Annotated in this window: 18 protein-coding genes; 6 read left to right on the top strand and 12 right to left on the bottom strand. The window is 70.5% G+C overall.

All coding sequences use genetic code 11. The annotated features are described in order from the left end of the window. Positions 1-53 precede the first annotated feature (53 nt). Positions 54-2,204 (bottom strand): AIPR family protein, encoded by a 2,151-nt coding sequence (locus tag ACUKCB_RS04100; protein ID WP_473039117.1) that lies wholly within the window; start codon positions 2,202-2,204, stop codon positions 54-56. Between the two features lie 450 nt (positions 2,205-2,654). Here ACUKCB_RS04100 and ACUKCB_RS04105 point away from each other — a divergent pair, with 450 nt between their 5' ends. Continuing rightward, complete coding sequence (locus tag ACUKCB_RS04105) at positions 2,655-3,620, top strand: hypothetical protein (protein ID WP_473039118.1); 966 nt, start codon at positions 2,655-2,657, stop codon at positions 3,618-3,620. A 49-nt stretch (positions 3,621-3,669) separates the two neighbouring features. Here the strand turns inward: ACUKCB_RS04105 and ACUKCB_RS04110 are convergent, their stop codons facing one another. Continuing rightward, positions 3,670-4,623, bottom strand: coding sequence for an HNH endonuclease (locus ACUKCB_RS04110; RefSeq protein ID WP_473039119.1), 954 nt, complete (start codon positions 4,621-4,623; stop codon positions 3,670-3,672). 258 nt (positions 4,624-4,881) lie between these two features. Between ACUKCB_RS04110 and ACUKCB_RS04115 the strand changes: the two genes are divergently transcribed. Further along, the gene (locus tag ACUKCB_RS04115) at positions 4,882-5,049 is read left to right on the top strand and encodes a hypothetical protein (protein ID WP_452548348.1); all 168 of its coding nucleotides are present in this window, start codon (positions 4,882-4,884) and stop codon (positions 5,047-5,049) included. 177 nt (positions 5,050-5,226) lie between these two features. On the opposite strand, the gene ACUKCB_RS04120 is transcribed toward ACUKCB_RS04115, so the two are convergent. From ACUKCB_RS04120 to ACUKCB_RS04135, 4 genes are all read right to left on the bottom strand, one after another. After that, positions 5,227-5,724, bottom strand: coding sequence for a DoxX family protein (locus tag ACUKCB_RS04120; RefSeq protein ID WP_473039120.1), 498 nt, complete (start codon positions 5,722-5,724; stop codon positions 5,227-5,229). Between the two features lie 160 nt (positions 5,725-5,884). Beyond that, positions 5,885-6,262 carry a DUF1330 domain-containing protein gene (locus ACUKCB_RS04125; protein ID WP_473039121.1) on the bottom strand — a complete coding sequence of 126 codons (378 nt, stop codon included), beginning with the start codon at positions 6,260-6,262 and terminating at the stop codon, positions 5,885-5,887. Positions 6,263-6,472: 210 nt separating this feature from the next. Further along, positions 6,473-6,934 (bottom strand): hypothetical protein, encoded by a 462-nt coding sequence (locus ACUKCB_RS04130; RefSeq protein ID WP_473039122.1) that lies wholly within the window; start codon positions 6,932-6,934, stop codon positions 6,473-6,475. Positions 6,935-7,182: 248 nt separating this feature from the next. Then, entirely contained in the window at positions 7,183-8,001 is an 819-nt protein-coding gene (locus ACUKCB_RS04135) for a metallophosphoesterase family protein (RefSeq protein WP_473040916.1), read from the bottom strand. A 123-nt stretch (positions 8,002-8,124) separates the two neighbouring features. Between ACUKCB_RS04135 and ACUKCB_RS04140 the strand changes: the two genes are divergently transcribed. The 4 genes from ACUKCB_RS04140 to ACUKCB_RS04155 all read left to right on the top strand — a co-directional run bounded on the left by ACUKCB_RS04140 (position 8,125) and on the right by ACUKCB_RS04155 (position 13,047). After that, positions 8,125-8,970 carry a hypothetical protein gene (locus tag ACUKCB_RS04140; protein WP_473039123.1) on the top strand — a complete coding sequence of 282 codons (846 nt, stop codon included), beginning with the start codon at positions 8,125-8,127 and terminating at the stop codon, positions 8,968-8,970. Between the two features lie 487 nt (positions 8,971-9,457). Continuing rightward, the gene (locus ACUKCB_RS04145) at positions 9,458-10,858 is read left to right on the top strand and encodes a family 2B encapsulin nanocompartment shell protein (RefSeq protein ID WP_473039124.1); all 1,401 of its coding nucleotides are present in this window, start codon (positions 9,458-9,460) and stop codon (positions 10,856-10,858) included. Between the two features lie 34 nt (positions 10,859-10,892). After that, a complete protein-coding gene (locus tag ACUKCB_RS04150) occupies positions 10,893-12,095 on the top strand; it encodes a family 2 encapsulin nanocompartment cargo protein terpene cyclase (protein ID WP_473039125.1) in 1,203 nt (400 codons plus the stop codon). Positions 12,096-12,165: 70 nt separating this feature from the next. Further along, on the top strand, positions 12,166-13,047 hold the full coding sequence (locus ACUKCB_RS04155) for a geranyl diphosphate 2-C-methyltransferase (protein ID WP_473039126.1): 882 nt from the start codon (positions 12,166-12,168) through the stop codon (positions 13,045-13,047). A gap of 98 nt (positions 13,048-13,145) precedes the next feature. Here the strand turns inward: ACUKCB_RS04155 and ACUKCB_RS04160 are convergent, their stop codons facing one another. The 6 genes from ACUKCB_RS04160 to ACUKCB_RS04185 form a co-directional block, all read right to left on the bottom strand. Continuing rightward, positions 13,146-13,625 (bottom strand): hypothetical protein, encoded by a 480-nt coding sequence (locus ACUKCB_RS04160; protein ID WP_473039128.1) that lies wholly within the window; start codon positions 13,623-13,625, stop codon positions 13,146-13,148. A 34-nt stretch (positions 13,626-13,659) separates the two neighbouring features. After that, a complete protein-coding gene (locus tag ACUKCB_RS04165) occupies positions 13,660-15,945 on the bottom strand; it encodes a HelD family protein (protein WP_473039129.1) in 2,286 nt (761 codons plus the stop codon). Positions 15,946-16,185: 240 nt separating this feature from the next. Next, positions 16,186-17,175 (bottom strand): Bug family tripartite tricarboxylate transporter substrate binding protein, encoded by a 990-nt coding sequence (locus ACUKCB_RS04170; RefSeq protein WP_473039130.1) that lies wholly within the window; start codon positions 17,173-17,175, stop codon positions 16,186-16,188. A 22-nt stretch (positions 17,176-17,197) separates the two neighbouring features. Then, the gene (locus ACUKCB_RS04175; RefSeq protein WP_473039131.1) at positions 17,198-18,796 is read right to left on the bottom strand and encodes a tripartite tricarboxylate transporter permease; all 1,599 of its coding nucleotides are present in this window, start codon (positions 18,794-18,796) and stop codon (positions 17,198-17,200) included. 21 nt (positions 18,797-18,817) lie between these two features. Continuing rightward, on the bottom strand, positions 18,818-19,426 hold the full coding sequence (locus ACUKCB_RS04180; RefSeq protein WP_473039133.1) for a tripartite tricarboxylate transporter TctB family protein: 609 nt from the start codon (positions 19,424-19,426) through the stop codon (positions 18,818-18,820). Beyond that, positions 19,423-20,463 (bottom strand): tripartite tricarboxylate transporter substrate binding protein, encoded by a 1,041-nt coding sequence (locus ACUKCB_RS04185; RefSeq protein WP_473039134.1) that lies wholly within the window; start codon positions 20,461-20,463, stop codon positions 19,423-19,425. Before ACUKCB_RS04185 ends, ACUKCB_RS04180 begins: the two co-directional genes overlap by 4 nt. Positions 20,464-20,619 lie beyond the last annotated feature (156 nt).

The following is a 20,619-nucleotide window of genomic DNA, read 5'->3' on the forward strand; positions in this document are numbered from 1 at the left end:
CGGGTCGCAGGGGGGACGCAGGGGACACACCTGCCCAAGCCGGAGCGGTGTTCCTATTCCTCATCCAACGTCTCGAGGATCCGTTCGGCACGCCGATCCATGCGCTCCCCCTCGATGTACCACCGTGCGGGGCCCTGCACCGATACCGGCGAGTTCTCCCAACCGGCGAGCTCGTACATGGTCATCACCAGACCGCTGGGGGAGTGGTGCTTGCCGTCGAACTCCCACAGCAGCGAGTACCTGCGGTTGTTCGTCCAGGTAGCCCGCGTCCTGCGGGGGTCCTCCGTGAGCCAGCCACGCAACGCGGCCTCCTCAGTGCTGCTCATCGGCCGGAACTCCAGGGGGGTGCCAGGCCCGAGCTCACCGGCGTTCAACAGGATGGTCACGCTGTTGGGGCGCCGGGCCTTGCGTGGGCGCTGGTGAGCCTTGGCCCGGTAGCTGTCGGACACCGGCGGCGCTTCCGAACCTGTGCGGAGGTCGCGGAGCGTGAGCTCGACTAGGTCACGGCAGCGCTTGGGGTCAGAAAGGATACGGGTGATGGACGCCGGAGCGGTGGAGGCTTGGGTGGCGTCGATGTGGTGCAACAGCCACGGCAGTGCCCGGTCGGTCAGGGGGGCGGTCTGAGCCACGGCTTCGTGCCAGTCGTATTCGTCGGAGTTCATCTCCTTGCGGTCCACGCACTGGAAGACGAGGTGGGCGATGAGGAGGTCACCGCGCTCGGCGAGGTCGAAGGCGCGTCCCCGGAGCCTTCCGGAGAGCTCGTGCAGCCGGTTGCCGACGGCGCGACGGAGCCGGACCGACCCCCAGATCTGTGGGGCCCCGGGCTCCTCGCCGAAGAGCAACCCGTAGGTCCCGCCCTCGCTCCGGTCCCACAGCGTCTCCACGTTCTGCTTGGCTTCGACAGCCAGCCTGGGGTTCGAGTGCGCGCAGGCCAGGGAGGTCGCCGCCTCGACCACCGAACACCCCTGCTCCGGTGCGGGATCGGGCTCACCCCGTCGGTAGGTGTACTGCAGGCCCCGGACGGACAGTTCCTCGCTGATCAACGACTGTGTGGGGTCCAGGGAGACGAAGTCGCGGTCCCGCACCGGGTTCTGCCGGTTGCGGGCGTGGGTGATGCGGGCGGGCAGTTCCGGGGAACTGTCGGCCTGGCCCGTGCAGATCACGTTCACGCTGACGAGGGCCTCGGTCAGGGCCTCGGGGTTGTCCAGGGACGCCTGGTGCAGGGAGGTCACACTCTGCGCGCCGTCGATCACGCTGGCGTTGTGCAGCGTCAGTGCCACCGGAACGCTCTGTTTCCGGGGGCCGTCGAAGGCCGCTTCCAGGGATTCGCAGATGACGGTGATCCCGCTGTGGAGGTAGAGGAAGAGTTCGGGGTCATCGACGACGGCCCCCGCGATCTCGGAGTTCACCTCGGTCGTGCCCAGGAAGTCCCGGATGTTGCGGCGGAACAGGTGCCGACCGGCAGTGGAGTACCAGGCGGCCACCTCGTCAGCGCGGACGAATCCCTGGTAGAGCTCCACGGGCTCGTGCCGGTACAGCCACTGGCCCATGGTCGCCTGGATGGGCTGGGATCTCGGAGCTTCCTCGATGCGAATCTGCTCCCACAGGCGGTTGGTGCCGACCACCTGCAGGTCCAGGTTCAGCCCGAAGCCGTTGGACTCCTTGAACTCCTCCTCGAATACGGTCAGCACGTCCGGGTGTAGCTCCTCGGGCCCGGTCAAGACGGTCACGAAGTGCACCTTGGCCTGGAAACTCCTGAGCACCGCGCGGATACGCCGGGCCATTTTCTCGGTCACACGCGAGTTGAAGCGGTCGTACTCGTGCCTTTCGAGGCGCTTCCATCCACGAACGAACTTCAGGGCGGCCGCCTGGTCGAGCCCGGCCCGCCCCTTGTGGCTCCACTTGGCCTGCACCAGCCAGATCTCACTGGTGTTCTCGGAGACGGCGATGGCGTCGATCCCGAAATCGTCCCGACCGTCGATGACACACGCCGCGGCCTTCGCGTTCCGGTCGTCGTCGTTCCAGCCGGTCACACCCTTGGCTGCCAGCGCTGCCAATCCTCGTGACAGAAAGGCCGACTCTTGCTCCGTGGCCTGTTTGCCCTCGAGGTCGCTCAGGTCGATCAGGTCGGTGAAATCCCTTTTCAGGATGTCCTTGATCTTTCGAAGGGCACGCTCAGTGCGGACGTCGTCCGGGCGCTGCATGTATTCCTCTGTTCAGGGGAGTGGGGAGGGATAGGAACGATCGTACGCGGGATGCCCGAAACGATGTGGAGGGTTCACGACCTCGCAGCCCAGGTCCGCTCACGTTCTCCCCGACGGAGCTTGTGGACCTCGATCCCTGGGGGAGTGTGCCCCCGCTCTGGTTGACTGTTCCGGTCACACAGGCACACCCGGCGGTGGCCGGGTTGGGAAGGGCGTGGAGTGGGATCCCCGAGTTCGGACATGCGCGCGGACATGAACAGGCACCTCGATGACCAGGTGTTCTGGAGTTTTTTCGGGAAGAGGCACCCGGATATGGGGCGGCATCTGGTGCTCCGGGGACCGCGAGAGGACGGTACGCCCGCGAAATTCACCCTTGACTGCGGGGAAGCGGGCCGGGTCGAGCTCGTGCGGGTACGGGTCGACCACCCCGGTACGTCCCACATCTGCTGGATGATCAGCAGTTCGGTGGAGGGTGAGCAGGGCGTGCTGTGGGACACCGGGACCTCCCGAGAGGTCCTCGCGGACGCGCTCCACGAGAAGGCCCTGGCCGTGACCGAAGGACGCCAGGAGGCGAGCCCCTGGCGGTGGGCCGAGGCCGAGGCTTCCGACATCGTCCGGCTGGCCGATGCTCTCACCCTGCGGGGTGTCACCGTGGACTATGCCATGGCCGAGAACCGGATCCGGGTTGTGTTCGGCGCCCACGGCTACGAGTTCCGGCGCCACCTGGGTGAGGGACATCTGCTGCTCGTGCGGGTGGCGGACCGGCGGTTGTGGGTCTACCGCAGGCTCGGGCTCGGCTGGCTGGTGGACGTCCACGCTCCGTCCCAGCGGCGGGTGTGGCGTATCGACCTGAACGCGGAGTTGTTCGGCTCAGCCAGCACCTCACCGGGACTGTCCGAGGACCGGGTGAGCGTCGACGAACTCGCCGGGGCACTGGTCGGTGTCGTCAAGGGGGTAGCGGACGGAGCACCTCCGACGAGGGCTCTCTGCTCCGGGGACGGCACCATCGGCGGCAGCACGGAGGCGATGCTGCCCCCTGAGGTCGTCGGCCGATCGGTGGACCCCGAGAACCCCTTCGCTGTGGTGGCCGCCCAGCTCAGCGCCTTCGGTTTCGGTGGCGTGCGCCTGTCTCCGGACGGTACGGAGCTGGTTTCGGAGGAGTTCCAGGTGGTCTGGTGGCAGCGTGAGCGCCCTCTGGGACTTCCGGACCTGAAGAGGCTGTTCGCCGACGCTGCGGTCGAGGGAAAACGGCTGCTGGTGCTGGCCCGGCGCGGACTCACCGGCCCGGCCGCGGAGTTCGCCGACCGCTCCCGTTCCTTCGTCTTCAGCTTCGACCCGAAGCGGGGCCACGTGTTCAGTGGAAACCAGCTGGCGAGCGAAGCCGGGTTCACGCATGACTACCGGCTGGCATGGTGAGATGAGTGCCTCCGGAGCGAGGAGTCTCCCCTGAGTCCCCGGTCTCAGGTCAGCCGCTCTTGAACACCTTCTCCGCGTGCCAGGCGAGGGCTTCCCGGTGGGGGCGGTCCGCCCTGCGCTGAGGGACGCTGATGCTCCGTCCGGCCAGGGAGGTGTACTCATCCGCGGCGGGAGAGTGCTTGTACAGGCTGGGGCTCACCTGAACGGTCAGCTTCGGGGTGATCGTCAAATAGCCCGAGTCGAAGAGCTTGTGCACGTCTGCCCGCAGCAGCAGACCGTTGTCGAGCCGGTGCAGGCCGCCGTCGGCGACCGGGTGGATGTGTGCGGCTTCCAGGGTCGGCCGGACGTCGCCCCCGGTGACCGCGCACCGTCCCTGATAGGTGTCCAGGAGCTTCAGCTTGAACGCCTCCTGTCCGAGGCGCTGGCGGGTGGGACGGAAGGGGCCTCGGGTTGGGCCGTGGTGCGCCCAGGTCTCGCTGTCATCGGGGCTCTCCTCGGGGAGGAGGTCCCCTCCGCCCCTCAGCACCCGGTCGGCGATCGGGGTGAAGTACGCGGCGTGCGCCAAACCGGTGATGTCGTCGTACCCCTTGCCCTGAACCAGGTTGCTCGCGAAGTCTGCGGGCGGCGCGAAAGTCGCTTCCTCGAAGAACACCGGGTCGCGCAGCATGACGCATCCGATCGGAGGGTCCTCGTCGACGCGGATGGCGGGGTTCCCCTCCTTCACCCGGTACCGGTTGAGGGCCTCGCGTAGCTCCTCCAAGCTGCTCCTGCCGTTCCCCTCGCCGAAGGCCGCCCACGCTTCGGAGAGTGGGGCCTGCGTGAAACCGCTGAACACGGCGCCGCCCACGATCCGGTTGTGCGGGTAACGGGTCTTGAACAGGAACAGGTCGCCCAGGCCGATCCGTTTGAACGCCTTGTCGGACGAGGGGCGCCAGAAGTTGATCTCCTTCAGGCGTGGCCTCTGTGCGAGGAACTCGGCCCACGCGCGGTCTGTGACTCCCACATATGCCTTCATGGAGACAATGATGCCTTTGGGTGGAATTGTCGCAAGGGTCGGGTTGCCCTTCCCGAAGGTCGGAGCGAAAACCGGTGGACCCGATGGAGGAATCTGTCAGAATCTTGGGCGTGGACTACGGAGGAAGGATCACGGTGATACGCACGGACATGCCCTAGTGGCTGTGGGCTTCCAATGGAGGCGTCGGGATTTCGGTAACAGTCCTGCACAAGTGCAGGTCGCCCGTGCGCCGGATGGGAGACACGCATGTCCGTAACCGTTGTCCTTGTGATCGGGGCCGCGACCAGCGCAGCCAACGTCGCCCTGCTTGTGGCCCGAGAGGCCGGGAAGAGTTGGGCGGTGTCCCTGCTCATCTCCGGAGGAGCCCTGTTCGGGGCTGTCACCGCCCTCAGCAATCTCGCCGGGCTGCTGTAAACGGGGGTGGGGCGGCCCGGCCGGGCCGCCCCACGTCGGTGCTGTGGCCTTCTCCCACGGGTCAGCAGTCCTCCTCGGAGGGTGACGGCCAGGGCCAGCGAGCTCGCAGGTGGATGCCGCTGGCGGGGCAGGCCCAAAGGCTGGTCTTCTGCCCCTGGGTTTGGTGGCGGCTCGTTCTCAGACCGCATGGTCGCGGTCCGCCCGCGCCCGGGTGGAGCCACGGCCGTCCCGGCGCCGCCGGGCGTGGATCGCGACGGCTGCGGTGGCTGCCAGGAAGAGCACCTGCATCGCGGTGCGCGGCAGGAGTTCCTGGTGCGGTGGCAGATCGGTGCCGGTCAGCGCCAGCTGCACGTTGGCGGGGAACATCGCCAGGAGCAGGAGGGCGAGCCCCGCTGCGGCCCAGGGGGCCGTGCGCGACCACAGCAGGGCCGCCGCCCCGGCCAGTTCCAGGACCCCGGTGACGGTGACGAGCAGGCCCGGGTGGGGCAGCGGCGGCGGGACCATCGCGACGAGTTCCTCGCGCATCCCGACGAAGTGCACCGTGCCGGTCAGCGCGAACATCGCCGCGAGCCCGCCGCGCAGCGCGACCGGCCAGGACCGCAGGGCCCGGACGCCGAGCGCTCCGGCGGCCAACAGTGACAGGGTGACACCGACAAGGGTGATCAGGGGTTCCATGCTCGCTCCTCCGAAGTTTCCAATGGAAAGATAAGCGCATGGCGCCCCAACTTGTCAATGGAAAGTTGGTGGCGGAGGGCTCGGCTGGGCCCCTTTCGCCGGCCCCGGGGGTGCCAGGGGGCACGCCCGGGGCCGGTCCGCTCAGCCTGTGGGGGGCTGTTCAGGAGTTGCGGCGCGAGGTCCAGGGAATCGTGGGCTGGAGCACGGCCTCGCTCAGGGCCTGGGAGCGCAGGTGGGTGATCTCCTGGTACTCGGGGTCGTAGACCATGCGGCTGAACACCTCTCGGCTCGGGTAGCGCACGAGCAGCACCGCGTCCCAGTCCTGCCCTTCCTCGGCGACCAGGGGAGCCGTACCGTCGCCCGCGTAGACCAGTTCGGCGCCGTACTTCTTCAGGAAGTGCGCCGTCCGCCGGGAGTACTCCGCGTACGAGGCGCGGCCGTCCGGGGCGAACCGCAGCAGGTTGAGCATCACGAAGGGGCCGTCAGGGCCCTCTTCCAGCATCTTCGCCAGGACGGGTCCAGTGGGGTCGACAGCCATGGGTGACTCCTTGTGGTGGGGAGATGAGGCGGTGTGACGGATGGGTCGTGGTAGGCCGCCGGGAATTCCCGACAGGTAACCAGTATCACAAACCGGCTGGTCGGTATCTACCGTGCGGCGCCGTTCCGCCTTCACGGGCGAACGGTCCGGAGGCGGTATCCGACCCCGTCCCCTCTGCCGGAAGGCGCGGGGCCGCACGCGGTCAGGGCATCAGGGGCGGCGGGGCTCCCCGTTCCAGTAGTGGCCCGCGACCCCTTCCGCCTCCTCGGTGATCGCGTTGTTCAGGTTGGTGTCCCAGCCCTGGTCCAGCAGCCAGAGGTGGACCGCCCGCTGTTCCTCGACGATCCGGCGGTAGGCGTCGCGGGCCCTCGCGTAACGCTCCCTGCGCGCGGGGCGTTCACGCCTGAGCTCGCGCCGGGCCTGCGCCACCCGCCGCCCGTAGTACTCCTCGACGACCGCGGCGGCGTTGAGGTGGCTGAGGAAACCCTGTTCCTGCCACGCCGCCAGCTCACGGGCGCGCAGCACCTCCAGTTCCCTGCCGGTGCTGCCCGCGCCGCTGTGCGCCGTCCGCACTGCGCGGGACACGTTCTGGGTGCTCTCCAACCGGCCGGTGAGGAAGTCCTCGATCGCCGCCAGCGCCGTGGATTGCGTGTCCTGTGCGTCCGCAGCCATCGTTGCCCCCCGGTCCGGCCGTCGCCCTGGATTCTTCGCGCGTGTGGCCGCTCCACACGCCCCCACGGCCAGGTTCGCATGTCAGCGCGGTCGAGTCGCACCCGATGGCGGGTTTCCCCTCTGGAGCGCACGGGACCGGCGGACCCGCACCGACACGCACCCGGGCCGAGGGGCCGAGCGCGGTCCACCGCCTCCCCGGCACCGGCGGCACCACCGCCGGTGCCCGGCGACCGCGAGAGGAACGATCCCTACGGCAGGATCCGCCGCGGTCCGCGCGGGGGTTCGGGGCGCGGCTGCCACTCCCGGGGATAACCCAGGGACACCTCGGTGTGCGGGATCCCGTCGACGGTGATGGTGCGGGGGATGTGCAGGTGGCCGTAGACGACCGCGCGGGCCCGGTAGCGCAGGTGCCAGTCGGCGGTCTCCTCGGTGCCGCACCACTGGGCGAACTCGGGGTGGCGCAGTATCCGGGTGGGCTCGCGCACCAGGGGGTAGTGGTTGACGAGCACCGTGGGCAGCTCCGGGTCGAGGGCGTCCAACCTGGCGCGCGTGTACTCCAGCCGTGCCCTGCACCAGGCGTCCCGCCCCGGGTGGGGATCGGGGTGCAGCAGGTACTCGTCGGTGCACACCACGCCGCTGGCGTGGGCCACGGCCAGCGCCTCCTCCTTGGTGCGGGCGCCCTCCGGTCGGAAGGTGTGGTCGTAGCCGATGAACAGGGGAGCGACCGCCACAGGACCGTCGGGGCCCCGCCACACGGGGTAGGGGTCCTGCGGGGTGTGCACGCCCAGCGCGCGCAGCCTCTCGACCAGGTACAGGTACCGTTCCTGCCCGCGTAGCTGCACGGGGTCCGCGGGCAGGGTCCACAGGTCGTGGTTGCCCGGTGCCCACACCACCGTGGCGAACCGGGCGGCCAGCGCCCCCATGGTCGCGATCACCTCGTCGGCGGTGTCGGCCACGTCCCCGGCCACGAGCAGCCAGTCCTCCGCCGAGGCCGGGGACAGCGCTTCGGTGAAGGCACGGTTGGCCTCGTGCCGCACGTGCAGGTCGCTGATGGCGAACAGGCCCACGGCCACCGCCTCTTCCGTGTCGACGCCGGGCCGCGGTCACCCTACCGGAGTAACGGGAACTGACCGAGGAAAGGTGTATAAAAGCCCCAAAGACACACCCGACCCAGAGATCGAGCATCCCCCATGTCATCCCCTGCACGCCTGGCCCTGTGCACGGCGGTTTCCGCCGCACTGACCCTCACCGCCTGCACCCCGCTCCAGGACTTCCTGGACGAGGCGGCCCTGAACCCGCTCTCCGAGATCTCGGTGCCCCTGGTCGACCGGGTCGACCGCGACGATCCCTTCGGCGGCACCGAGGCCGAGGACTACGCGGAGGGCTTCGACGTCCCCGAGGCCTCGGCCGTGGGCCCGTACCCGAGCGAGCGGGTCCAGGAGGCCTACGAGACCACCCGGGACTTCATGGAGGCCGTCTACCTGGACCGGGACGCGGTCTTCGGCGAGGACAACAGCGCGTTCACCGCGCTGCTCACCGACCAGTCCCTGGCCTGGTACATGGAGCACCACGGGCACGAGGACCCCGAACTCGACACCCGGGTCATCCCCTTCAACCTCGCCCCGGGCACCGCCGAGCCGATCGGCGACGTGGTCAAGGTGGACGGCCGCATGTGGGCGGAGGAGGCCGGCGACGAGTACGGCCAGGACTACCTGGCCGTCCGTACCGAGTACACGATCGTGCACCCCGTCGCCCGCCCCGGGGAACCGGTGTCGGTGCGTCTGGTGACCTCGCACTACGGCGAGGTGTCCTTCTACGACAACGGTGACGGCACCTGGGAGGTCTTCCCGAACTGGTGGCGCTTCGTGGGCCCGACGCACTGCCTCCTCGACGAGCACACCTTCACCCCCGCCTACCCCGACGAGCAGCCCCGCGGCGAACGGCCCAGGGGCGTGCCGGAGGACCCCTACGACCTGGAGGACGGTCCCGCCGCAGAGGGTGCCGATGACGGGTGCGAAGCCATCCGGGACACCTGACCGGGGGCCGGCCGGGGGCCTCCGGAGCCGGTCCGAAACACGTCGTGTGGTGCTGACCGGGTCGGGGGGCAGGCCCGGGAGCGGGAAAAGAGGAAATGTCCCTCTCATGGTTTTCGGGGTCCATTGGGGTAGTTTTTAAAATGTCGCTTCTGTTGGCTTGTGTCTGGTGTTGGCGGCGGATTTTTTGACCGTTCGCCCCCACTTGTTTTCTGGTGCTGGTAACGAAGCGCGCGAAAGGGGTCGTTTTCTGGACCCCTGCTGCTTCTTGTATCGGACCTGGCCTGGGGCGTTGTTGTCGGCAAAAACAGCGAAAGCCTTGTGCGCGGCTCTTTTCGCTGCCTAATGTGATCAGCGCTTTCACGGGCCGCTCCGCCGCCGGACGAACACCGCGGCGGAGCGGCTCCGTGAGTGCTGTTCCCTCCGTTCCCCGTTCGCTCGCGTGCCGAGGGACGGGGCCGACAGACGACACACAGGAGAGACACGGCCGATGTCGACCGAAGCCCCCGAGGTACGTACCAACGGCCAGAAGAGCCTGAGTACTGCCGCCGCGCGGAACCTGGCCACCACCACCAAGTCCGCCCCGCAGATGCAGGGCATCAGCAGCCGCTGGGTTCAGCGGACCCTGCCCTGGGTCCAGGCCGACGGCGGCGCCTACCGGGTCAACCGGCGCCTGAGCTACACGCTCGGCGACGGTCGGATCGAGTTCCACAAGACCGGTTCCGATGTCAGGGTGATCCCGCGCGAGCTCGGCGAACTCTCGCTGCTGCAGGGGTTCGACGACGAGCAGGTCCTCAGCGAACTGGCCGACCGCTTCACCCAGCGCGAGTTCGAACCCGGCCAGGTGCTGGTCACCGAGGGCGGCACCGCCGAGTCCCTGTACCTGATCGCCCACGGTCGGGTCAGCCGCACCCACCTCGGCCCCTACGGCAACGTCAACCGCCTGGGCGTGCTCGCCGACGGGGACAGGTTCGGCGAGCAGTCCATGCTGGACGAGGACCCCGTCTGGGAGTTCACCGTCAAGGCGGACACCTCGGGCACCCTGCTGGAGCTGCCCCGGCAGGAGTTCGCCCAGGCCCTGGACCGCTCGCCGGAGCTGCGCGCCCACATCGACCGGGTCCGCTCGCTGCCCAGCCACGGGCAGAACAAGCACGGCGAGGCCGAGATCGAGCTGTCCTCCAACCACATCGGGGAGGCCGAGCTCCCGCAGACCTTCGTCGACTACGAGCTCAAGCCCCGCGAGTACGAGCTCAGCGTCGCCCAGACCGTGCTGCGGGTGCACAGCAGGGTCGCCGACCTCTACAACAAGCCGATGAACCAGACCGAGCAGCAGTTGCGGCTGACCATCCAGGCCCTGCGCGAGCGCCAGGAGCACGAGCTGGTCAACAACCGCGAGTTCGGCCTGCTGCACAACGCCGACTTCTCCCAGCGCGTGCACACCCAGGACGGGCCGCCCACCCCGGACGACCTGGACGACCTCATCACGATGCGGCGCAACACCCAGTACCTGTTCGCCCACCCGCGGGCGATCGCCGCCTTCGGCAAGGAGTGCAACCGGCTCGGCCTGCCCCTGGGCACCGCGGACGTGCACGGCCACCAGCTGCCGGCCTGGCGCGGCGTCCCGCTGCTGCCCTGCGGCAAGATCCCCGTCACCCGGCACCAGACCTCCTCGATCATCGCGGTGCGTACCGGGGAGGACAACGAGGGCGTCATCGGCCTGCACCAGACGGGCCTGCCCGACGAGGTCGAGCCGGGCCTCAACGCGCGCTTCATGGGGATCGACGAGCGGGCTGTCATCTCCTACCTGGTCAGCACCTACTACTCGGCCGCGATCCTGGTCCCCGACGCGGTCGGAATCCTGGAGAACGTCGAGGTCAAGCCCCGTTCCTGACCGTCCGGGACGTCTGTGAAGGAGGTCTGGGACGGTGTCCCTGCTATCCAGAATGTCCGCCGCCCCCGCCGCGGGCACGGCCCCCCTGGTGGAGGCCCTGCTGCGTGACCGGCGGCGCCCCGGCAGGCCGGACCTGCTGGCGCCCCCGAAGGCCCCGGCGGCTCCCGCGCTGCCCGCGCACCCTCCGGGACTGGCGGCGCTGCTCGGCCCCGACCGGGGCGGCGGCGGGACGGCCGTGGCGCCCCCGCCCGCGGAGCACTCCCGTGCCGGGGAGGACGACGCGGTGCCCGTCCTCTACTGCCCTCCGGCGGTACGCGACGACCCCGCCCTGGGGGAGGAGGTCGACCGCAGGCTCGTGGAGTGGGCCGAGCGGGTCGGGGTCTACCCCGGTGAGCTCGACCGGGTGAGTTCGGCCGGTTTCGGCCGGCTCATCATGCTGGCCCATCCCGAGACGGACGACCCGGACCGGCTGCTGGCCGCCGCCAAGTGCGCCCTGGCCGAGTGGTCGGTGGACGACCACTACGTGGACGGCGAGGTCGAGGAGGCCAGGCACGACCTGCTCGGCCAGCGCCTGGCGATCGCGCACTCGGTCATCGACCAGGCCCACCTGCCCCGCCGCTACGCGCCCCAGCTGGAGCGGGTGGTGCGCGCGGACCCGGTGATGGTCGCCCTGCGCTCCAGCCTGGAGGACCTGCGCGCCTACGCCAGCTGGGCGCAGCTGCGCAGGCTCCGGCACGAGCTGGCGATCATGTTCGTCGCCTACAACCAGGAGGGGGTCTGGCACACGGCGGGGCACCGGCCCCCCGTGTGGGAGTTCCTGATGCACCGGCACGAGAACAGTTTCGTGCCGTGCATGGCGCTCATCGACACCGTCGCCGGATACGAGCTGCCCGCCGAGCAGTTCGCCCGCCCGGAGGTGCGGCGCGTGTTCACCCTGGCGGGATCGGCCAGCGTGATCGTCAACGACCTCTACTCGATGGGCAAGGAGGACCCCGACGACTTCAGTCTGCCCCGGCTGATCGAGACCGAGGACGACTGCTCGCCCCGGGAGGCGGTCGAGCGCACCGTCCAGGTGCACGACGAGCTCATGCACGCCTTCGAGGCCGAGTCCGCCCAGCTGGCCGCCACCGGACCGCCCGAGCTCGGCCGATTCCTGGCCGGGCTGTGGGCCTGGATGGGCGGCAGCCGCGAGTGGCACGCCAGCACCGCCCGCTACCACGGCGCGGCCCGGTCCTGACCCGGCCCGCACACGCCTTCGCGGACCCCTCTGCGCAGGGGTGCGCACACCCTCACGACAAGGAGTTCACATGACTGACACCATGCCCTCGACCTCGTCCTCGACCTCGGGTTCGGGTCCGGTTCTGCGTACCGCCTACCAGGAATCGGTCGCCGAGTACTGGAACGCCGAGCAGGATCCGGTGAACCTGCGCCTGGGCGACGTGGACGGCCTCTACCATCACCACTACGGCGTCGGTGACTTCGACCCCTCCGTGCTGGAGGGGCCGGAGGAGACCCGGAACCAGCGAATCATCGAGGAGATGCACCGGCTGGAGACCGCCCAGGCCGAACTCCTCCTGGACCACCTCGGCCCGCTGGGGCCCCAGGACCGGATCATGGACACCGGTTCGGGTCGGGGCGGCAGCAGCTTCATGGCCCACAACCGCTTCGGCTGCGCGGTGGACGGGGTGAGCATCTCGCAGAAGCAGGTGGACTTCTCCAACGAGCAGGCCCGGGAGCGCGGGGTGGCGGATCGTGTGCGCTTCCACTTCCGCAACATGCTCGACACCGGTTTCGAGACCGGCTCGCTCTCCGCCAGTTGGAACAACGAGTCCACCATGTACGTGGACCTGCACGAGCTCTTCGCCGAGCACGCCCGGCTGCTGCGCCACGGCGGCCGGTACGTGACCATCACCGGCTGCTACAACGACGTCACCGGTGGGCGCTCCAAGGCGGTCAGCCGGATCGACGAGCACTACACCTGCAACATCCACCCGCGCAGCGCCTACTTCCGGGCCATGGCCGCCAACGGGCTGGTCCCGATCTCCGTGGTGGACCTGACCGACCAGACCATCCCGTACTGGGAGCTGCGGGCGCGCTCCTCGGTGGCCACCGGTATCGAGGACCCCTTCCTGACCGCTTACCGTGAGGGCAGCTTCCACTACCTGCTCATCGCCGCCGACAGGGTCTGACCCCCCGACGGGGCCCCAGGTCCGGCAGCCGGGCGCCCGCCGTGTGGGGCGGGCGCCCGGCTGCGGCCCGTACCGGGCTCAGGCTCCGTGGCGGGTCCTCAGTCCCGTGGGAGGGTCCGCGGCATCGGCGGTACGGGACGGTCGACCAGGGCATTGCGTCCCGCCCTCCGGGGTTCGCGGCCCTGCCGGACGCACTCCAGGACCTCCTCGGCGGCGTACCTCCCGGCGATCTCGAAGCTCTGGGGGTTGGAGTCGTTCCCACTCCACACGGCGTCGCGGAGCACGACCCTCGTGGCGTAGGGCGCCCGGCCCCGGCCCCGGTTCTCCAGCCCCTCGCGCACCCCCTTGGCGAAGGCCGCCCTGAACACCTCGGGGAGGGGCTCGTCGGGGTGCGGGCAGGTCGCGGGCAGGTCGTCGACGAACTCGAAGTCCGCGCCGTCGAGCGCGGGCCCGGCGTCCAGCCAGACCAGGGCGAAGTACCCGGGGCAGGCCGTCTGCAGGAAGTTGCGGACGTGGACGCCGGTGACCGGGCGGGGGAGCGGCAGGAGCGGGTCCCGGCCCTGGGTGTCGGAGGTCATGTCCCTCTTCCTACCGGAAGCACCCCCGCGCCCCTCACCCGGCCAACCGGTCGAGGATCCCGGGGAGGTCGTCCTCGTGGGCCACGGTCAGCCGCCTGGTCGCGCGGGTGACCGCTACGTACAGGTCGTTGGCGCCCCGGTGTTGGGCCAGGATCTGTTCGGGGCGCACCACGACCACCGAGTCGAACTCCAGGCCCTTGGACTCCGTTGCGGTCAGCACCACCACGGAGTCGCCCGGCTCGTCACCGGAACCCGCCCCGGGACGTTCCGCCCCGGGCAGCACGGCCGCCACCTCGGCCAGGGAGGCGTCGGAGGTGACCACCGCGATCCGACCCTCGCCGATGGCCCCACGCTCCTCGACGACCAGGGCGGGCAGGCCGTGCAGGCCCGCCAGCCGTACCGCGCGGGGCGGCTGCCCGTCCGCGCGCACGGACTCGGGGATCCCCTGGTCGGGGGCGGCCTCGCGCAGCACGTCGGCGGCCACCGCCATGATCGGCGCCGGGGTCCGGTAGTTCACCCGCAGGTGCTCCACGTGCACCTTCGCGGGTGCGTAGGGTTCCAGCGCCGCCGACCAGGAGTCGGTCCCGGCTGCGCTGCCGGTCTGGGCGACGTCGCCGACGACGGTCAGGGACCGGGTCGGCACCCGGCGCATCACGGTGCGCCAGGCCATCGGGGACAGTTCCTGGGCCTCGTCCACGATCACGTGCCCGTAGGACCAGGTGCGGTCCGCCCCGGCCCGGTCGGCGGTGCTCAGGTTCGGTCCCGAGTCGCGGTGGCGGGCGGCGAGGGTGACCGCGTCCAGGCCCTCGGCCGGGTCCTCGGTCAGGCCGGTGAAGTCGAGTACGCCCTGGGCGTAGCGGACCTCCTCCTCTCGTTCGGCGTCCATCCTGCGCTGCCGTGCGCGCAGGACGCTGTCGTCCCGGCCCAGCAGTTCGGCGGCCTCGTCCAGCAGCGGAACGTCCTCCACGGTCCACGCGTGGCCCGCGGGGCGGACCAGGGACCCGGCCTCCGCGACCCCGGCCTCGGCTCCCACCCGGGCCAGCGCCTCGGGGTCGGAGTACAGTCCGCGCAGCAGCCGCTGCGGGGTCAGGTCGGGCCACAGGGCGTCCAGGGCCTGCCGTACGGGCTCCTCCTGCCAGAGCCGTGCGCCCGCGTGCGGGAGGTCCTCCTCCGCGACGGGGCGCCCGAGCAACGCGGACTCGGCCCGGCCGAGTTCGGTGAGCAGGGTGTTCACCAGGTACTTGCGCGCCGTGTTGTGTGGCAGCCGCAGGTTCCGGGCGTTCTCCAGTACCTGGGCGCACAGGTCGCCGGGGACGACCAGCGTCCCCGCGTCGGTCTCCACGCGCAGGTCGTCCTCGCCGAACGCCCGCCGGGGCGAGCGCTGCCGGTCCCGGACGGCGGCGCGCACCAGGTCGGCCATCCGCGGGGAGCCCTTGAGCAGCGCGGTCCGGTGGGTGTCGTGTTCGGTGGCCGCCACTCCGGGGAGGAGTTCACCGACCGTGCGCATCACCACGTCGGTCTCGCCGAGGGAGGGCAGCACGTCGCCGATGTAGCGCAGGAACGCCGGGTTGGGGCCCACGACCAGGACACCGCGGCGCTCCAGGACCCGGCGGTGGGTGTAGAGCAGGTAGGCGGCGCGGTGCAGGGCCGCGACGGTCTTGCCGGTGCCCGGGCCGCCCTGGACGACCAGGACCCCGGCCAGCTGTGCTCGGATGACCCGGTCCTGTTCGGCCTGGATGGTGGCGACGATGTCGGCCATACGGCCGGTGCGGCCGCGGTGCAGGGAGGCCAGCAGGGCCGCCTCGCCGACCAGTTGGCGGCGGTCGCTCTCGCTGAGGCCCTCGGTGTCGAAGACCTCGTCGTCCACGCCCAGGACCTGTCTGTCGCGCACTCTGAGGTGGCGTCGGCGGGTGATCCCCTCCGGGTCTCCGGGGGTGGCCGCGTAGAAGGGGCGGGCGGCCGGGGCCCGCCAGTCCACCAGGATGGTCTCGTGCTCGGTGTCGCGCAGGCCGATCCGGCCCACGTAGCGGGCTTCGGTCTCCTCGGGCCCGTGGGCGAGGTCGATCCGGCCGAAACAGAGCCCCTCCTCGACGGAGCCGAGCTGGGCCCGGCGCCGGGCGTGCTCGTAGGAGCGCGTCTCGCGTTCCACGATGGCGGCGTAGCCGCTGCGCTCCTGCAGGTGGGCGTCGATGAGCCGCTGCTCGGTCTGTGCCCGCAGGGTGTCCAGGCGTTCGTACATGACGCTGACGCGTGCCTGTTCGATTGCGATCGCGGCTTTCTCGGGCGAGGGGGCCGAGCTGTCGGATTGACGGGAATCCATTTGGTTGCTATCCTTGCCCGTAGGAAGAATCCTGTTTTGCTTTTTATAAGCGTGGATATGGCAGCCTAGCAGAAGGTGCGCGCCATACGCACCATCAGCACTTGGCACTGCGGCCCACACGCTGGTCCACGCGGTCACGACCCTCACCCCACCGGGGCGGGGGTTTCGTTGTGTCCGGACCCCGAGCCGTGCCTGGGCAGGACCGGGCACCGGTCGGGTCACGTGTGTCCGGAAGCGGTCTCAGGCCAGGCCGAGCCGCCCCAGGGTCCGACCGGTGCGCTCGTCCTCCTCCGCGAGGAAGGCGGCGAACTCGTCCCCGGCGAGGTAGGCGTCGGTCCACCGGTTGCGTGTCAGCCGCCCGCGCCACTCCGCCGAGGAGTGCACCCGCTCCACCAACTCCAGCAGCCGGGCCAGGTCCTCCCCGGACAGTCCGGGCGGGGCCAGCAGTCCGCGCCAGTTCATGAACTCCAGGTCGATCCCGGCCTCCAGCAGAGTCGGCGCCTCGATCCCCGGGTCCGGCTCGGCCGCCGTCAGCGCCAGGACCCGCAGCTGTCCGGAGTCGATCGCCGCGCGCTGCTCGCTGGGGCCCGCGGCGGCGAACTCGACCGTGTGGCGCATCAGGGCGGCCTGCATCGGACCACCCCCGTCGTAGGAGTGGTAGACGACCTCGGCCGGGTCGATGCCCAGTTCCTCGGCCAGCAGCATGGTCACCAGGTGGTCGGGTCCGGCCGGGGTCGAGCCGCCGCCGACGCGGACGGCGCCCGGGTCCGCGCGCCAGGCCCGCACCAGGTCGTCGATGGAGGCGTACTCCGAGTCCGCGGGAACCAGCAGCGCCTCGGGCTCCTCGATCAGGCGGGCCACCGGGGTGGCCTGGGTGACCGAGTCGGCGGCGGAGTCGACGTGGGTGTTGGCGACCAGGCCCAGCCCCATCTGCAGCAGCAGGCCGGCCGAGCCGTGCTCGTACACCAGCCGGGCCAGCGCGGCGGTGCCCGTACTCCCGGCCAGGTTGAAGACCGTGACGTCGGGGACCGCCTCGATCTCCTCGACCACCGAGGCCAGCGTCCGGGCGGTGTGGTCGAACCCCCCGCCGGGCGGGGTCGGCACCATGATCCGCAGTGCCTCCTGGCGCCCCGGCGCCCCGCAGCCCGCCAACGCCAGCGCCAGTCCTGCGGCGAGGACGGCGCGGCGGCTCGGCCCCTGCCGCGCCGCCGCACCGCTGTGCCCGTTCAACCGTTCGTCACTTCCCGTCGTCTCAGCCCCGCGGAGCCGGGGCCTGATTCTCGGAACCGGTGCCCGGTCCGTCCCCGGAGCCCGCGTCCGAGCCGGTTCCGGCGTCCGTCGCCGACTCCGGCGAGTCCGGCCCGACCCGGCCGCGGCGCAGTCCGCGCACCGCGCGGACCAGGGCCGGGAGCAGCGACAGCAGCGCCACGGCCAGCAGCCCCGCCGAGATCGGCTCGCTGGCGAAGACACCCCAGTCACCGCCGGAGATCTGCAGGGCCCGGCGCATGTTGGTCTCCATCAGGCCGCCCAGGATGAGCCCCAGGATCAGCGGCGCGGCCGGGAAGCCGTTGCGCCGCATCAGGAAGCCGACGGCTCCGAACGCGGCCAGCAGGCCGAGGTCGAACACACTGAAGCTGAGTCCGTAGACCCCCACCACGCAGAATACGACGACCAGGGGAACCAGGACCGCCCTGGGTGTGTTGAGGACCTTGGCGAACACCGGGATCAGCGGCAGGTTGAGGACGAGCAGCACCACACTGCCCACGTACATCGACGCGACCACGCCCCAGAACATGTCGGGGTTGTCGGCCAGCATCGTCGGCCCCGGGGTCACGCCCAGCACGAGCAGCGCGCCCAACAGGATCGCGGTCGTGCCCGACCCCGGCACGCCCAGGGTCATCAGCGGCACGAACGAGCCCACCGCCGCCGCGTTGTTGGCCGCCTCGGGGGCGGCCACCCCCTTCGGGTTGCCCTGGCCGAAGGTGTCTCCGTCGCGGGCGATCTTCTTCTCCATCGAGTACGACAGGAACGAGGCGACCGTGGCCCCCGCGCCCGGCAGGACGCCGGTGAAGAAGCCGAGCACCGAGGAGCGCAGCGTGGGCGGGGCGATCCGGCCCAGCTCACGGCCGGACAGCCGCAGTGAGGTCACGCCCTTGCGCGCACCGCCCTGCCCGCGCCGGTTGAGCATGACCAGCACCTCGGCGAGCGCGAACACGCCCAGGGCCACGATGAGGAACTCCACGCCCTCGTACAGTTCGGGCAGGTCGAAGGTGTACCGGACGATCGCGGTCTGGGAGTCGATGCCCACCAGGGCCACCATCACCCCGACCACGGCCGAGATCAGACCCTTGACCAGGTTGTTCCCGCCGAGGGAGACCACCGCGGTCAGGCCCAGCACCATCAGGGCGAAGTACTCGGTGGGCCCGAAGCTGACCGCGAACGCCGCCAGGCTCGGCGCGATCGCCATCAGGCCGACGACGCCGATGGTGCCGCCGACGAACGAGGAGATCGCGGCGATCGCCAGGGCCTTGCCCGCCCTGCCCCGCAGGGCCATCGGGTAGCCGTCGAAGGACGTGGCGACCGTCCCGGCCACGCCCGGGGCGTTGAGCAGGATGGACGAGGTCGATCCGCCGAAGATGGCCCCGTAGTACACCCCGGCCAGCATGATGATCGCCGAGGTGGGCTCCATGCCGTAGGCGATCGGGATCATCAGCGCGATCGCGCTCATCGGTCCCAGTCCCGGCAGGATGCCGATGACCGTCCCGGCGAGCACACCGATGAGGACGAAGAGCAGGTTCTGCGGGGTCAGCGCGATGCTGAACCCGTGCAGGAGTTGGTCGAGCATGCCCATGAGAGGGTTCCTTGGTCGGGTTCAGAAGGGGAGCGGGCCGCTCGGCAGCGCCACGCCCAGGCCCCAGGTCATGGCCGCGTAGAGCGCGAAGGGCAGGCCGAGGGCGACCGTGGCGGTGACCAGGTGCCGGCGGTAGCCGAGGTACCAGGTCATCGACCCGAGGTACAGGGCGGTGGCCAGGACGAATCCGAGGGGCTCGAACAGGGCGATGTAGACGACGAGTGCGCCGACGAACAGGCCGATCTCCATGCGGGGGTCGGCGAGCCTGCCCAGCCGGGCGGCGTCCTGCGCGGGGTCGGTGTCCGCGGACTTACCTTCCGTAGTCGCCTCGTCGTCCACCGGGGCGCGCTGGAAGAACAGCAGCACCGCCAGCACCAGCAGCACCACTCCCAGCCAGCGCGGGAGGGTGGACGGCTGGACGGGGACGCTCACCGCCGTGTAGTCGGGCATCTGGAAGGCCAGCACCAGGTAGCCGATCGCGAACAGTCCGATCGCGGTGCCCATCGTGCGGGGTGAGAGCCGGAACGCCCGCTCCGGCGTCACCCCCGTGCTCGGCGCCCAGAACCTCCGAAGGCGGCCCCGGACGGTCTCCGCCGCCGCTCCGTCCGGTGTTGTGGTCCTGTCGCTCACTGGAGACCGACCTCGGTCAGGATCTCGGCGTACTCGTCGCGGGTGTCGTCCAGGAAAGCGCCGAACTCCTCGCTGTCCTGGTAGGCGTCGGTCCAGCCCAGGCGGGCGGACTCCTCCTGCCATGCCTGGGTGTCCATCAGTTCGGCGAACAGCTCCTCGTAGTAGGCGACCTGGGCCTCGTCCAGGTCACCCGGGGCCATGACGCCGCGCCAGATGTCGAAGGTGAAGTCGACGTCCTGTTCGACCAGGGTCGGCACGTCGGACACGGCCTCCACGCGCTCGGGGGAGGAGATCCCCACCGCGCGCATGTCCCCGGACTCCAACATGCCCAGGGCCTCGCCCGTGCCCACGACGGCCGCGTCCACGTGCCCGCCCAACAGCGAGGTCATGGCCTCGCCGCCGCCGTCGAAGGGGATGTAGTTGGCCGAGGCCGGGTCCGTCCCGGCCGCTGTCAGCGCGCCCGCCAGGGCGACGTGGTCCATGCTGCCGGGGCCCGAGCCGCCGCCGACGCTGAACTCACCGGACTCGGCCTGGGCCGCCAGCTCGTCGAAGGTCTCGACGTCGGAGTCCGCGGGCACGAGGTAGACCATGTAGTCGGTCGCCAGACGGGCGATCGGGGTGAAGTCCTCGTGGTCGTGGTCGGAGTTCCCGGCCATCGGCACCAGCAGGATGGGCGGGCTGGTCACGAACAGCTTGTGCGGGTCGCCGCTGTGCCCGGCGACGTAGGCCCAGCCGATGGCGCCGCCCGCACCCGGCTTGTTGACCACCTGGACGGACTCCTCCACCAGGCCCTCCTCCTCCAGCAGACGGGAACCGGTGCGGGCGAGGGTGTCCCAGCCGCCGCCGGTGGCCGCCGGGGCGGTGATCTCGATGGCCTCGGTCGGTGCCCAGGTGCCGTCCTCGGCGGTGCCGCTGTCGGTGCCGCAGGCGGCGAGCACCAGCGGGAGGGCGGCGCCGACGGCCGCCGCGCGCAACCCCGGGGCGCGGCGAGTGGGGGCCGAACCGGGGGCACCGGGACTGACGTGCGTCTTCGTCATGCGGAGCATGATTTCTCCGTAGGGGATCTGGCCGGGTATGTTCCGGTTGTCGTGTGAGGCAACGCACAGGCAAGCAGAGGGAAACACGGGTGAGAAGTGTTGTGTTTTTTGTGCGGGCAATGGTCGTAAGGAATGTTGTGGTCGTTGTGTTCACAC

It is taken from the genome of Nocardiopsis moroccensis (genome assembly GCF_055763695.1).